Source organism: Streptomyces sp. NPDC001507, from assembly GCF_042894765.1.
In the GTDB taxonomy this organism is placed as follows: Bacteria; Actinomycetota; Actinomycetes; order Streptomycetales; family Streptomycetaceae; genus Streptomyces.
On sequence record NZ_JBIAVV010000004.1, the window covers coordinates 64,016 to 76,484 of the forward strand.

The following is a 12,469-nucleotide window of genomic DNA, read 5'->3' on the forward strand; positions in this document are numbered from 1 at the left end:
GAGGAGCAGGCCCTGGAGGAACAAGCCCTGGAGGAACGAGCCCAGGCCCGACCGCCGCGCCGCTGGGGCGACGGGGATCCCCCCGCCGGCCCCCGCCCCGGCCCGCTGCGTCTTTGGCCAAAGCTGCCCCGCTACCGCGAGTCACACCCCAAACTGGCCGGTACGTCAGGAAGGACGGCCCGCGAGAAGGGGTGCACGATGGTCCAGGACATCCAGGGTGACCCACCCTCGGACGCACGCCTGACCGAACTCCTGCGCACCCCCACCTCCACCGCCTACCCGGCCCTCCAGGAACTCCGCGCCCGCCACCACCCCGCGGTCCTCGCCTACGCCCGCCTCTGCACGGCAGGCGACGCGGCGGCCCGCCGGCTCGCCGCGCAGACCTTCGCCACCGCCGCCCGCGAGATCGCACGCGGCGCCGAGCCGGTCGTGCCCCTGCGCCACCACCTGCTCCTGCTCACCGCCCGGCTGGCGGACGGCTGGTCCGGCGGCGAAGACTCCGCCGCCCTGGACCCCACCTTCCTGCTCGTCCTGAACTCCTCCGGTGCCCCCGGCGGCCCTACCCCGCCCCTGCTCCCGGCGTTCCAGTCCCTGCCGTCCCGCACCCAGGGCCTGCTCTGGTACGGCGTGCTGGACGGGGAACCCGCCGAGCGCACCGCGACGTACCTCGGCCTGACCCCCGAGGACGTCCGGTACGGCATCCCGCCCGCCCTCCAGTCCCTGGCCCAGGCCTGCCTGCGCGCCCGGCTGGCCGCCTCGGACGACCCGCGCTGCGCGGACTTCCGCCGCCTGATCGAGGAGTCGCTCCGCCCGGAGAACCCCCGCCACAGCCCCGACCTGCACGCGCACATGGCCCACTGCCCGCACTGCACGGCCGCGTTCGAGGACCTCACCGCGCTCCGCGACACCCCGCGCGAGACCCTGGCGGAGGGCCTGCTGCCATGGGCCGGAACGTCGTACACCCGCCACGAAACCCCGCCGGTCCCGTCCGCCGGTCCCGACCCCGCCCCACTGCGGCAGCGCCGCCGGCCGTCCCGGCGCCTGCTCCTGACCTCCACGGCACTGGGCGTGGCCCTCGTCCCGCTGCTCCTCGTCCTCCTGGCGCACCGGGACACCCACACCCCCGACCCGGCCGCGGCCACCCCGCCCGCACCGCGTCCGCAGGTGACCGTGACGGCGACGGCGACGGTGTCTTCACCGGCGCGGTCCAGGGTGTCCCCCACGGTGAGCGCCAGTGGTATGTCACATACCACCGCTCCGACCCCGTCCCGGCGCCCCACCCCGACCCCCTCCCCCAGCCCCGCCCCCAAACCCCCGGGAACGTCCTACGCCCAGGTCGTGAACCTGGCCACCGCCCGCTGCCTGGACGTCCGCGACGGCGACTTCGGCGACGGGACCGACGTGATCACGGCCCCCTGCTCCGGCTCCGCCACCCAGCGCTGGCGGGTCGACCCGGACCGGGACGTCCTGCAGTCCGCCGCGAACCCGGACTTCTGCCTGGACAGCCGGGGTTCGGTCGACAAGGGCGTGGGCATCTGGAGCTGCGCCTCGGTGGACGGCGACCACGGCGACAACCTCCGCTTCACCGTGACCCCCGACGGCGAGATCCGCCCGGAGATCGCCCTCGAAACGGCCCTCACCCCGACCGGCGACGACGGACTCTCCCTGGACCGGGTGACCGACGAACCGCCCCAGCACTGGCGGGCGGGGGCGGGCTGATTACCGCCGTCCGGCCCGGATCGGGCATCCCACGACGCGACCGCCTGCTGTTCCGGTGCGATGTCACTTCTCGGGGTCGGGCCAAGTCGCCACAAGGGCTCGGCGATCCGGAAAGCGGGGACCGGAGACCGTCTCCTGGGTGGGTTCACCGTTGAGCCAGCACACTTGCTCGGGGGCGCCGTCGCCGGTGTCGAACAGGCAGCACACGCCGCCGCTGTCGGCGGTGAGGTCGGTGAACGCCTTCCTGACGTTGGCCGACCGCGCGAACAAGCGGCTCATCCCCGACGTCGCCGCCCAGCACTCCACCGACGTGTAGCCGGGGTGCAGGGGGGACTCAAACCGGATCGCCGCGTAGATGTACCCGATCTGGATGCGCCCGTCCGTCCCGCGTCCGGGGCCGTTCGTCTGCGCGTACTCGAGCAGCGCGTCATCGACGTCGAACATGAGCGACATGTCGAGCTCCAGCGTGCTGCTCGTGGAACAGTCGACCGGCTCGCTCCTGAAATGGGACGTGAACGGGAGGACCAGCCGGTCACCGCCGGGCAGGGTGATCTCAAGCGGCGGCACGGCACGTGCCGGTGGCGCCAGCCCGGCCAGACTGGCCAACGCACCGGCGACATTCCGGGGGCGCAGATAGATGTCGTAGCTGTAGACCAGCCCCACATTCCCCCCCGTCCCGGATCGAACTGCACCCTCTCACGCCCCGCCCCCCGGGTGCAGTCACACGACCCGCACGCCCCGTTGCCACACCCCGCTGACCAGCGGCACCCCCGGCCGGTAGGCCAGGTGGACGTGGCTTGGGGCGTCCAGGAGGAGCAGGTCGGCGCGGGCGCCCGGGGTGAGGCGGCCGATGTCGGTCCGGCGCAGGGCCGCCGCACCGCCCGCCGTGGCCGACCAGACCGCCTCGTCGGGGGTCATGCGCATGTCCCGTACGGCCAGGGCGATGCAGAAAGGGACGGAGGAGGTGAAGGACGAGCCGGGGTTGCAGTCGGTGGAGAGGGCGACCGTCGCGCCGGCGTCGAGGAGGCGACGGGCGTCGGGCCATTCGGCGCGGGTGGAGAACTCGGCGCCGGGCAGGAGCGTGGCGACGGTCCGGCTGTTGGCGAGGGCGTCCACGTCCGCCGCCGTGAGGTGGGTGCAGTGGTCGGCGCTGGCCGCGTCGAGTTCCACGGCGAGCTGGACGCCGGGGCCGTAGGAGAGCTGGTTGGCGTGGATGCGCGGGGTCAGGCCCCTGGCCTTGCCCGCGGTGAGGATCGTCCGGGCCTGGTCGCCGTCGAAGGCGCCCTTCTCGCAGAAGACGTCGATCCAGCGGGCGTACGGGGCGCAGGCGTCGAGCATCTCGCCGGTGACGAGCTCGACGTAGGCGGCCGGGTCGTCGGCGTGGTCGGGCGACACGATGTGGGCGCCGAGGTACGTCACTTCGTCGGTGTGCCGGGCCGCGATGCGCAGGGCCCGCGCCTCGTCGGCGACCGTCAGGCCGTAGCCGGACTTCGTCTCGAAGGTGGTCGTGCCCTGGCGGAGGGCCTCGGCGAGGTAGTGCGTGAGGTTCCGCTCCAGTTCCTCGTCCGTGGCGGCGCGGGTGGCCGCGACGGTCGTCCGGATGCCGCCCGCCGTGTAGGAGCGGCCGGACATCCGGGCGTTGAACTCCTGGGTGCGGTCGCCCGCGAAGACCAGGTGGGAGTGGGAGTCCACGAAGCCCGGCAGCACCGCCCGGCCGCCCGCGTCGACCCGATTGTCAGTGGCGGGTGCTTTGCTGGATTCACCGGTCCACACGACGCGGTCGTCCTCGATGACGACGGCCGCGTCCTGGATCAGACCGAGAGGGGAGTTGTCACCGAGGGAGGGGTCGTTGGTGACCAGCGTGGCGATGTTGGTGATGGCGGTGCTGCTGCTCATGGTGTCCTCGTCGGAGTCCTGGGATTCCTTGTGGGGGCTGGTCGTCAGGCGCGGAGGGCTTCGACGGCCCGCGCGAGGGCCTGTGGCACGTCGGGTACGAGGGTGTGCGCGCCGTCCCGTACTACGTGACGGCCTCCGACGACCGTGTGCCGTACGTCTGCCGCGGTCGCCGCGAATACGGCCGTCTCGGCGCCCAGCCGCGGCAGCGGCCCCGCGGTTCTGACGGAGTCGAGGGCGATCGTCGTCAGGTCGGCGAGCATGCCGGTCTCGATGGCGCCGGCGTCGTCCCAGCCGAGGGCGGCGTGCCCGTCGGCGGAGGCGGCGCGCAGCAGCGCGGCGGCCGTCCAGTGGCCCCGGGTGCGGGTGCGCAGCCGCTCGTTCAGCTCCATCGCGCGGGCCTCTTCGAGCAGGTCGATGACGGCGTGGCTGTCGGAGCCGAGGGAGAGCGGCGAGCCTGCGCGCTGCAGGGCGACGGCCGGTCCGATGCCGTCGGCCAGGTCGCGCTCGGTGGTCGGGCACATGCAGGTGCCGGTGCCGGAGCCGCCGAGCAGTGCGATGTCCTCGTCCGTGAGGTGGGTGTTGTGGACGCCGGTGGTGCGCGGTCCGAGGACGCCGTGGTCGGCGAGCAGCCGGGTGGGGGTGCGGCCGTGGGCGGCCAGGCAGGCGTCGTTCTCCGCCGTCTGCTCGGACAGGTGCACGTGGAGTGGGGCCCGGCGCTCCTCGGCCCAGCCGGCCACGGTCGCCAACTGCCCGGCGGGCACGGCCCGTACGGAGTGGATCGCAGCCCCGATCCGTGCGTGACCCCGTTCCTTGAGAACTGAACAGCGTTCGGCCCAGGCCTCCGCGCTTCCGTCGGAGAAGCGCAGCTGGTGGGCGTTGGGCGGCTCGCCGAACCCCGAGGAGAGGTAGGCGGTGTCGAGGAGGGTGATCCTGATCCCGGCGTCGGCGGCGGCCGCGATCAGCGCCTCGCCCATGGCGTTGGGGTCGGCGTACGGGGTGCCGCCGGGGGCGTGGTGGACGTAGTGGAACTCGCCGACGCAGGAGACGCCCGCCAGCGCCATCTCGGCGTACACCGCGCGGGCGAGCGCGTGGTAGGTCTCCGGGGTCAGCCGGTCGGCGAAGGAGTACATCAGCTCGCGCCAGGTCCAGAAGGTCCCGGAGCCGACCTGGACGGTGCCGCGCAGGGCGCGGTGGAAGGCGTGCGAGTGGGCGTTCGCCAGGCCGGGGAGGGTGAGGCCGCGCAGCACCTCGGCCCCGGGCGGCGGCACGGGCACCTCGGTGCGCACCGCCGTGATCCGGCCGTCGGCCACCTCCACGGCGACGTCCGGCTCGACGTTCGTGTCCAGCCAGGCGTACTCCAACCAGTACGTCGTCCGTGTCGTCACCCGCAGGCCAGCCCTTCCAGTACGTCGGCGAGCGCGCCCACCCCGGCCACGCAGTCGTCCTCGGCAGCGAACTCGGCCGGGGAGTGCGAGACGCCGGTGGGGTTGCGCACGAACAGCATGGCGGTCGGGATGCTCCCGGAGAGGATCCCGGCGTCGTGTCCGGCCCCGGTGCCCAGGACGGGCACGGTGAGTCCGGTGTCCCGGCCGAGAATGCGCCCCAGCTCGTCGCGCAGGGCGTGGTCGAACTCGACGACCGGGGTGAACGACTCGCGGACCACGTCCAGGTCGATGCCGTGCGCCTCCGCGTACTCCCGGGCCGCCTTCTCGATGCCGCCGACGACGGTGTCGAGGGTGGCCTGGTCGGCGGCGCGGGAGTCGAGCCAGCCGCGCACCAGGGAGGGGATGGCGTTGACGCCGTTCGGCTCGACGGCGATCTTGCCGAAGGTGGCGACGGCACCGGCGACTGCGGCCTCGCGGCGGGCGGCGAGCACGGTCTCGGCGTACGACAGCATGGGGTCGCGCCGGTCCACCAGCCGGGTCGTGCCCGCGTGGTTGGCCTCGCCGCGGAAGTCGAACCGCCAGCGTCCGTGGGGCCAGATGGCACTGGCGATGCCGACCCGGTCGCCGGACAGGTCCAGCGCCCGGCCTTGTTCGACGTGCAGCTCGACGAAGGCGCCGATGCGGGCGAGCCGCTCGGGGTCGGGCCCGATGGCGTCGGGGTCGTAGCCGGCGGCCTCCATGGCCTGCGGCAGCGTGACGCCGTCCCCGTCGGTGAGCCGGTGGGCCTGCTCGACGGTCAGGTGCCCCGCGGTCAGCCGGGACCCGACACAGGCGAGCCCGAACCGGGCGCCCTCCTCGTCGCCGAAGTTGACGATGGCGAAGGGCCGGGTGAACTCGGCTCCTCTTCCCCGGAGTTCGTCGAGCGCGGCGAAGGAGGAGACGACGCCGAGGGGGCCGTCGAAGGCCCCGCCGTCCGGCACGGAGTCCAGATGCGACCCGGTGACGACGGCGTTCCCTGCCGCCGGATCCCCGAGCCAGGCCCACTGGTTCCCGTTCCGGTCGACCTCGTACGCCAGGCCACGCGTCTCGGCCTGCTCCCGGAACCAGGCCCGGCAGTCGGCATCGGCCCCGGTCCAGGCGAAGCGCCGGTAGCCCCGGGAGTCGGCGTGCCGGCCGACGGGGAGCAGGTCATGCCACATGGAGTGGAAGGAGGCCGTGCTGCCAGCAGGCGTGACACCGGGCTGTACCGGCCCTGCAGGCTGTGGGCAGTCGTTCCGCAGGGCGGAACGGGTGGGCACAGCCGCACCCGCACCCGCACCCGGCGACGAGACCTCAGCCTCCACCGAAGAGTCCCCGCCCTTCGTCACGCGTCGTCACCCTCGCGCATCGGCACCCGAACCCCCCGCTCCTCGGCGACCGACTCCGCGATGTCGTATCCGGCGTCCACGTGCCGGATGACACCCATGCCGGGGTCGTTGGTCAGCACCCGGCGGATCTTCTCGCCGCCCAGCTTCGTGCCGTCGGCGACGGTCACCTGCCCGGCGTGGATGGAGCGCCCCATGCCGACACCGCCGCCGTGGTGGATGGAGACCCAGGACGCGCCCGACGCCACGTTGACCATCGCGTTCAGCAGCGGCCAGTCGGCGATCGCGTCCGAGCCGTCCAGCATGGCCTCGGTCTCGCGGTACGGGGAGGCCACGGAGCCGCAGTCGAGGTGGTCGCGGCCGATCGCCAGCGGCGCGGCCAGCTCGCCGCTCGCGACCATGTCGTTGAACCGCTCGCCGGCCTTGTCCCGCTCGCCGTAGCCGAGCCAGCAGATGCGCGCGGGCAGGCCCTGGAAGTGGACCCGCTCGCCGGCCAGCTTGATCCAGCGGTGCAGGGACTCGTTCTCCGGGAAGAGGTCGAGGATCGCCTTGTCGGTCTTGGCGATGTCGGAGGCCTCGCCGGACAGGGCCGCCCAGCGGAAGGGGCCCTTGCCCTCGGAGAAGAGCGGGCGGATGTAGGCGGGGACGAAGCCAGGGAAAGCGAACGCCCGGTCGTATCCGGCCAGTTGCGCCTCACCGCGGATGGAGTTGCCGTAGTCGAAGACCTCGGCGCCCGCGTCCATGAACCCGACCATGGCCTCGACGTGGCGGGCCATGGACTCGCGGGCGCGGGTGGTGAAGCCGGCCGGGTCCTTGGCGGCGGCGTCGGCCATGTCCTCGAATGCGATGCCGACCGGCAGGTACGACAGCGGGTCGTGCGCGGAGGTCTGGTCGGTGACGATGTCGATCGGGGCGCCCTCGGCGAGCATCCGCGGCAGCAGTTCGGCCGCGTTGCCCAGCAGGCCGATGGAGAGCGGGCGGCGGGCGTCGCGGGCCTCGGTGGCCAGCTGGAGGGCGTGCTCCAGGCTGTCGGCCTTCACGTCGAGGTAGCGGTGCTCGATGCGGCGCTCGATGGCGCGCGGGTCGCAGTCGATGCAGATGGCGACGCCGTCGTTCATGGTGACCGCGAGGGGCTGCGCGCCGCCCATGCCGCCGAGGCCGGCGGTGAGGGTGATGGTCCCGGCGAGGGTGCCGTTGAACTTCTTGGCGGCGACGGCGGCGAAGGTCTCGTAGGTGCCCTGGAGGATGCCCTGGGTGCCGATGTAGATCCAGGAGCCGGCGGTCATCTGGCCGTACATGGTCAGGCCGAGGGCTTCCAGGCGGCGGAACTCCTCCCAGTTGGCCCAGTCGCCGACGAGGTTGGAGTTGGCGATGAGGACGCGCGGGGCCCACTCGTGGGTCTGCATGACGCCGACCGGGCGGCCGGACTGGACCAGCATGGTCTCGTCCTGCTTGAGGGTGCGCAGGGTGCGGACCATGGCGTCGAAGGAGCGCCAGTCGCGGGCGGCCTTGCCGGTGCCGCCGTAGACGACGAGCTTGTCGGGGTGCTCGGCGACCTCGGGGTCCAGGTTGTTCTGCAGCATGCGCAGGGCGGCTTCCTGCTGCCATCCCAGGGCGCTCAGTTCCGTACCGCGCGGTGCTCGTACGGGGCGGGGTCCTGACATGGTCTGCCTCCTAGCGAATGCCGGCCAGTGGGGTGTTCCTGTTGTTATTCACATCCTGGCTCTCTGAATAGAACTAGTCAATACGTCTGGTCCGCCAGCACGGCCGTGTTCCGGATGTTTGGCTGGACTTATGGGTCTCAAGGGTGTGGACAATGACATGTCGGAAGACGACGGCGAGCGGGCCGGGCGGCGGGACGACGCCGTGCGGGCGGCGGTGGAGCAGGGACTGCTGGGGCCGGACGCGCCGATCGTAGGCCTGCTGGACGTGGCGGGCATCCGCGCGTCGGCCGCGGAGCTGCGCCGGGCGTTCGAGTCGGTCGCGGCGCCCGGCACCGCGATCCTGCACGCCTTCGCGGTGAAGGCGAACCCGCTGGTCCCGGTGGTACGGCTGCTTGCCGGGGACGGTCTGGGCGCCGAGGTCGCCAGCGCGGGCGAGCTGGCGCTGGCACGGGCGGCCGGGGTGCCGGCGGAGCGGATCGTGTTCGACGCGCCCGCGAAGACGGCGGCGGAGCTGCGTGAGGCACTGGCGCTGGGCGTCGCCGTGAACGCGGACAACCCGCAGGAGCTGCGGCGCCTGGACGCCCTCGTGAGCGCGGGCACCACCGCCTCCCCGCCGCTCGGGATCCGGGTGAACCCGCAGATCGGTGCGGGCACCATCGGGGCCACCTCCACCGCGACCGCGACCTCGAAGTTCGGGGTGGGGCTGCGGGACGAGGGGGGCCGGGAGTGGGTCGTCCGGGCGTTCGCGGAGCGGCCGTGGCTGACGCGGCTGCACGCGCACACCGGGTCGCAGGGGATCTCGCTGTCGCTGCTGGCGCGGGGCGTGGCGGAGACGTACGCGCTGGCCGAGGAGATCAACGCGCGGGTCGGGCGGCGGCAGGTCGACACCCTCGACATCGGGGGCGGGCTTTCGGTCAACTTCGCCTCCGAGGCGACGGAGCCGACGTTCGCGCGGTACGCGCGGCTGCTGGCGGAGGAGGTGCCGGGGCTGTTCGACGGGCGGTACGGGCTGGTGACGGAGTTCGGGCGGTCGCTGCTGGCACGGCACGGCACGGTGGTGGCGCGGGTGGAGTACGCGAAGAGCTCCGGCGGGCGGCGGATCGCGGTGACCCATGCGGGGGTGCAGGTGGCGCCGCGGACGGTGTACGTGCCGGGGGCGTGGCCGCTCAGGATCGCCGCGTACGACGCGAAGGGACGGCCCAAGGAGGGGGCGCCGGTGGTGCAGGACGTGGCGGGGCCGGCCTGTTTCGCGGGCGACCTGCTCGCCGAGGAGCGCCTGCTGCCGCCCCTGGAGCAGGGCGACCTGGCGGCGGCGCTGGACACCGGGGCGTACTACTTCGGCAGCCACTACTCCTACAACTCCCTCGCCCGGCCGGGGGTTTACGGCTTCGTCCCGGACGGCGACGGGGGCGTGACGTTCGCCGTCGTACGGGAGCCGCAGACGGTCGCCGAGGTCGTGGCCGAATCCGGAGGGGCGCACGCCGACGCGCTCACCACCCTGCACGCAACCGGGCGCCGTTGAGACACCTCGGACAGCAGCGATCAACTGGTGTGAAAAGCAGCCCAGTTGACCAACACTAGCCTGCCGGACGCATGTTCCACTGGAAAATGCCAAACGACTCACCCCTCCCGCACACGTTGCGTAGTGTCTGCGTCACTCAACCGGAGACCCACGCGGCGGGAGGGGAGCCTCGGTGCCCGGAATCGACGAGTGCTTACTGGAAGCCATGCGCCTGCCCGGTGCCCGGGGCGCCGCGCTGGTCGACTGGACCAGCGGGCTGGCCCTGGGCACGGTCGGGGAGGCGCCCGGCGGTGACCACGAGACCACCGCCGCGGAGGCCGCCGAGCTGGCCCGGCTGGCCGCCGAGCACGGGGCGTTCAGCACGGAGGACGACACCGAGGTGAGCCCCCCGGTGGAGGACCTGATCGTCAGCAACCGGGACAGCTACCACCTGCTGCGGTTCGTGGTCACGTCCTTCGACGCCACCGTGTTCCTGCACCTGTGGCTGACCCGCGAGGACGGCAATCTCGCCCTCGCCCGGATCCGGCTCGGCGAGATGGCCGAGCGGCTGGTGCTGGGATGACCGTGGTCGAGACACCCCCGCCGCTGCCGGTCCGGGACCGGACGGCCCTGCACGAGAGAGCGCCCGGCGCGCTCTCCCCGATGCTGATACGTCTCGCCGAGGAGCGGGCCACCGGTGTCCTGGTCCGCGAGCACGGCACCCTGCACCTGGCCGAGGGCCGCGTGGTGCACGCCGAGAGCCCCCTTGCACCAGGCCTCGACGTGCTCCTCACGGCCCGCGGCACGCTCGACGCGGCGGCGTGGCCCTGGACCGACGACATACCCGCCGCCGTCCGCCGGCTGCTCGCCGCCGGCCTGCTCCCGCGCGGCGCCCTGGAGGTGTGCCGGCTCGGCGCCCTGTACGACGCGGGGTACTTCGCACTGGCGCCCAGCAGCACCCCGGGCCGGTTCCGGTACGGCACCACGGCCGCCGTGGAACCGCTGTCCGCCGTCCCCGTCGCCGCCCTGGAGCGCGAGATCCTGCGCCGCCGCGCGCTGCTGCACCGCATCTGGCCCGACCCGTCGGCGGACGGCGCCCCGCTGATCCGCGCCGACCCCCTCGCCCCACCGCCGGTCACCCCCCGGCAGCGGGCGGTCCTGAACCGGGTGGACGGCGTCCGCACGGCCCCGCAGATCGCCCGGGAGCTGGGCAGGCCGGCCTTCCACACGCTGGTGGACGTACGGCGGCTGGCGGCGGCCGGACTCCTCGCGCCGAGGAACACCGCGCCCGTCCCGCCCCCGATTCCCCCCGTCACCGACCCCGACATCGCGCTGCTGAAGAGGCTCAGGGATGCGCTGGAGGCCCTTTGAACGGCACCGCCCCGCCGAGAGGAGACAGCTGATGGCGGCAGAACCCGGCAGCTCCGACAGAGAGGCCGTCCTCGACGAACTGCGCCGGTTGCGCACCCGGATGCCCCAGCTCACCGGCGCCCTCGCGGCCGGGGTCGACGGCCTGGTCGTCGCCCACGACTGCCCGGGCGTCGACCCGGAGGGCCTCGCCGCGCTCACCGCGGCCGAACTCGGCGTCGCCGTCCGGGTCTCCGACGCCACCGGCAAGGGCGAGCTCAGGGAGCTGCTGGTGCGCGGCGAGGACGGCTACGTCGCCACCTACGCCGCCGGGCGCAGCGCCGTGCTCACCCTGCTCGCCGAGGACCGGGTGAACGTCGGCCGGCTCCACCTGGAGGGCCGCAGGGCAGCCGCCCGGATCGGCGAGGTGGTCGACGCCGCCGAGGCCGCCGCCAAGGCCCTGCGCCCGGCCCGCGCCACAGCCACACGGACCAGAACCACGCGCACGCCACGGACCAGCACCACCACCGACGCGCGCACCGCAACCGACAGTTGAAAGGAACCAGAAAGTCATGGCCAACACCGAAACCGCCCTGAAAGAGTGCCTCACCTCCATCGAGGGCGCGACCGGCGTCGCGCTCGTCGACTACACCAGCGGGATGGCGCTGGGCACGATGGGCGGCAGCAAGACCTTCGACCTGAACGTGGCCGCGGCCGGCAACACCGACGTGATCCGCGCCAAGATGCGCACGATGGAGCACCTCGGCCTCAAGGGCGAGATCGAGGACATCCTGATCACGCTCACCAACGCGTACCACCTGATCCGGCTGCTCAAGGGCCGGGGCGGCAACGGCCTCTTCCTCTACCTGGTGCTCGACCAGTCCCGCGCCAACCTGGCGATGGCCCGGCACCAGCTGAAGAAGATCGAGGAGGACCTGGAGGTCTGACCGGGCCTCACACCAGCGCCGCGGTGCGGCGGCGGGCCCCGCCCGGGGCCGCGTCGCCCGCCGCGACGCCGGTACCGCGGTACGCCTTGACGGCCTTGCCGGCCGGGCGGCCGCCGCGCTTGTCGAGCCAGTCGACGCGCAGCCACACCAGCTGCTCGCCGGCCTTCTCCCGGCGGCCCAGCCAGGCCGCCTTCAGGCGCAGCCCGGTGCCGGTCCCGGCGAGCAGCATGCCGCCGGCCGCGGGCACCACGAAGGCCGAACCGAGGGCGACGGCGAAGGCCAGCAGCAGCCACCAGCGGTGCCCCCGGCGCCAGTTCCGCACGGTCACCGCCCGGTCCTGGAGCACGTCGTGCTTGCCGGCCCGGGCGGCCCCGTGCAGCAGGGCGGTGTAGCGCTTGCGGCGGGTGAGCGCCACGACGGCGGCGCCGACGATGAACAGCGCGGCCCCGGCCACGACCCCGATGCGGCGTCCGGTGAACCCCGGCGGCAGCACCCCGACGCCCGCCGCGAACACCCCTGACCACCACAGCGGCGCGGCCCCGGCCCGTACCACCACGGCCACCCGGGCCAGGCCCTGTCCGCCGCGCCCCTCTCGTCCCGCACGCGCCATGTCCGCAGCCTCCTCGCCGGTGTCGGTCCAGTCCGT

General features: G+C 73.5%; 12 protein-coding genes. 6 read left to right on the forward strand and 6 right to left on the reverse strand.

The window, feature by feature from the left end:
• Positions 1 to 198: 198 nt before the first annotated feature.
• Positions 199 to 1,719, forward strand: coding sequence for an RICIN domain-containing protein (locus tag ACFY0K_RS14105; protein ID WP_390640051.1), 1,521 nt, complete (start codon positions 199 to 201; stop codon positions 1,717 to 1,719).
• Positions 1,720 to 1,782: 63 nt separating this feature from the next.
• Here the strand turns inward: ACFY0K_RS14105 and ACFY0K_RS14110 are convergent, their stop codons facing one another.
• The 5 genes from ACFY0K_RS14110 to hutU all read right to left on the reverse strand — a co-directional run bounded on the left by ACFY0K_RS14110 (position 1,783) and on the right by hutU (position 8,028).
• Complete coding sequence (locus ACFY0K_RS14110) at positions 1,783 to 2,382, reverse strand: hypothetical protein (RefSeq protein WP_390640052.1); 600 nt, start codon at positions 2,380 to 2,382, stop codon at positions 1,783 to 1,785.
• A 57-nt stretch (positions 2,383 to 2,439) separates the two neighbouring features.
• Positions 2,440 to 3,615: an imidazolonepropionase gene (gene hutI, locus ACFY0K_RS14115; RefSeq protein ID WP_390640053.1), complete on the reverse strand. Its 1,176-nt coding sequence runs from the start codon at positions 3,613 to 3,615 to the stop codon at positions 2,440 to 2,442.
• 44 nt (positions 3,616 to 3,659) lie between these two features.
• On the reverse strand, positions 3,660 to 5,006 hold the full coding sequence (locus tag ACFY0K_RS14120) for a formimidoylglutamate deiminase (protein WP_390640520.1): 1,347 nt from the start codon (positions 5,004 to 5,006) through the stop codon (positions 3,660 to 3,662).
• Positions 4,997 to 6,199 carry an allantoate amidohydrolase gene (locus tag ACFY0K_RS14125; RefSeq protein WP_390640054.1) on the reverse strand — a complete coding sequence of 401 codons (1,203 nt, stop codon included), beginning with the start codon at positions 6,197 to 6,199 and terminating at the stop codon, positions 4,997 to 4,999. The genes ACFY0K_RS14120 and ACFY0K_RS14125 overlap by 10 nt, the downstream gene beginning before the upstream one ends.
• Positions 6,200 to 6,363: 164 nt before the next feature.
• Positions 6,364 to 8,028, reverse strand: coding sequence for a urocanate hydratase (hutU, locus tag ACFY0K_RS14130; RefSeq protein WP_382724490.1), 1,665 nt, complete (start codon positions 8,026 to 8,028; stop codon positions 6,364 to 6,366).
• Positions 8,029 to 8,185: 157 nt separating this feature from the next.
• Between hutU and ACFY0K_RS14135 the strand changes: the two genes are divergently transcribed.
• The 5 genes from ACFY0K_RS14135 to ACFY0K_RS14155 all read left to right on the forward strand — a co-directional run bounded on the left by ACFY0K_RS14135 (position 8,186) and on the right by ACFY0K_RS14155 (position 11,823).
• Positions 8,186 to 9,550, forward strand: a complete 1,365-nt coding sequence (locus ACFY0K_RS14135) for a diaminopimelate decarboxylase (RefSeq protein ID WP_390640055.1) — start codon at positions 8,186 to 8,188, stop codon at positions 9,548 to 9,550.
• A 172-nt stretch (positions 9,551 to 9,722) separates the two neighbouring features.
• A complete protein-coding gene (locus ACFY0K_RS14140; protein ID WP_046731666.1) occupies positions 9,723 to 10,112 on the forward strand; it encodes a hypothetical protein in 390 nt (129 codons plus the stop codon).
• Positions 10,109 to 10,900, forward strand: coding sequence for a transcriptional regulator (locus ACFY0K_RS14145; protein ID WP_390640056.1), 792 nt, complete (start codon positions 10,109 to 10,111; stop codon positions 10,898 to 10,900). Before ACFY0K_RS14140 ends, ACFY0K_RS14145 begins: the two co-directional genes overlap by 4 nt.
• Positions 10,901 to 10,931: 31 nt before the next feature.
• Positions 10,932 to 11,432: a roadblock/LC7 domain-containing protein gene (locus ACFY0K_RS14150; RefSeq protein WP_093502120.1), complete on the forward strand. Its 501-nt coding sequence runs from the start codon at positions 10,932 to 10,934 to the stop codon at positions 11,430 to 11,432.
• A gap of 16 nt (positions 11,433 to 11,448) precedes the next feature.
• Complete coding sequence (locus tag ACFY0K_RS14155; RefSeq protein WP_093502118.1) at positions 11,449 to 11,823, forward strand: hypothetical protein; 375 nt, start codon at positions 11,449 to 11,451, stop codon at positions 11,821 to 11,823.
• A gap of 7 nt (positions 11,824 to 11,830) precedes the next feature.
• On the opposite strand, the gene ACFY0K_RS14160 is transcribed toward ACFY0K_RS14155, so the two are convergent.
• Entirely contained in the window at positions 11,831 to 12,433 is a 603-nt protein-coding gene (locus ACFY0K_RS14160; protein ID WP_390640057.1) for a hypothetical protein, read from the reverse strand.
• Positions 12,434 to 12,469 lie beyond the last annotated feature (36 nt).

Excerpts from the sequence above, each read along its gene's own strand:
- hutU (WP_382724490.1), bottom strand. The coding sequence starts at position 8,028 with ATGTCAGGACCCCGCCCCGTACGAGCACCGCGCGGTACGGAACTGAGC.
- ACFY0K_RS14145 (WP_390640056.1), top strand. The coding sequence starts at position 10,109 with ATGACCGTGGTCGAGACACCCCCGCCGCTGCCGGTCCGGGACCGGACG.
- ACFY0K_RS14155 (WP_093502118.1), top strand. The coding sequence starts at position 11,449 with ATGGCCAACACCGAAACCGCCCTGAAAGAGTGCCTCACCTCCATCGAG.
- ACFY0K_RS14150 (WP_093502120.1), top strand. The coding sequence starts at position 10,932 with ATGGCGGCAGAACCCGGCAGCTCCGACAGAGAGGCCGTCCTCGACGAA.
- hutI (WP_390640053.1), bottom strand. The coding sequence starts at position 3,615 with ATGAGCAGCAGCACCGCCATCACCAACATCGCCACGCTGGTCACCAAC.
- ACFY0K_RS14135 (WP_390640055.1), top strand. The coding sequence starts at position 8,186 with ATGTCGGAAGACGACGGCGAGCGGGCCGGGCGGCGGGACGACGCCGTG.
- ACFY0K_RS14105 (WP_390640051.1), top strand. The coding sequence starts at position 199 with ATGGTCCAGGACATCCAGGGTGACCCACCCTCGGACGCACGCCTGACC.
- ACFY0K_RS14160 (WP_390640057.1), bottom strand. The coding sequence starts at position 12,433 with ATGGCGCGTGCGGGACGAGAGGGGCGCGGCGGACAGGGCCTGGCCCGG.
- ACFY0K_RS14125 (WP_390640054.1), bottom strand. The coding sequence starts at position 6,199 with ATGTGGCATGACCTGCTCCCCGTCGGCCGGCACGCCGACTCCCGGGGC.